The organism is Streptomyces anandii JCM 4720 (assembly GCF_014650655.1).
Taxonomy (GTDB): domain Bacteria; phylum Actinomycetota; class Actinomycetes; order Streptomycetales; family Streptomycetaceae; genus Streptomyces; species Streptomyces anandii.
Genome location: NZ_BMVJ01000002.1, coordinates 448,529 through 448,919 on the forward strand (window position 1 = coordinate 448,529; position 391 = coordinate 448,919).

The window sequence follows — 391 nt, forward strand, 5'->3', positions numbered from 1 at the left end:
CGGACACCCTGAGCCTGGTGTCCAGCCTGCCCTCGCCCAGCCGGCGCGCGGCGACGCCGAGCCGGTGCACGGGCTTGAGCACGGTCGTGGCGGCGGCCTGCGCGAGCAGCGCGGCGCCGATCAGGGCGAGCCCGGTGGCGATCCCCAGCGACCAGGCCAGCGAGTTGAGGTCCTTGGCCTCCGGCTCGAGGGACTTGAGCATGTAGCCGGTCGGCCCGCCCCCGACCAGCCTGGTGCCGGCCACCAGGTACGGGTTGCCGTGCTCGGTGACCCGCTGCCAGTACAGGTGGTACGGCGACTTGTTGGCCGCCGACAGCGGCTGCCGCTTGTTCACCGCGGCGCGCAGGGACTCGGGCACGTCCTCCAGCGCGAAACCGCTCAGCCCGCCGGA

1 protein-coding gene is annotated in these 391 nt (G+C 73.9%); it reads right to left on the minus strand.

Translation table 11 applies throughout. The annotated features are described in order from the left end of the window. A partial coding sequence (locus tag IE249_RS36280) for a HAMP domain-containing protein (RefSeq protein WP_444544802.1) occupies positions 1–391 on the minus strand: 391 nt, incomplete at both ends.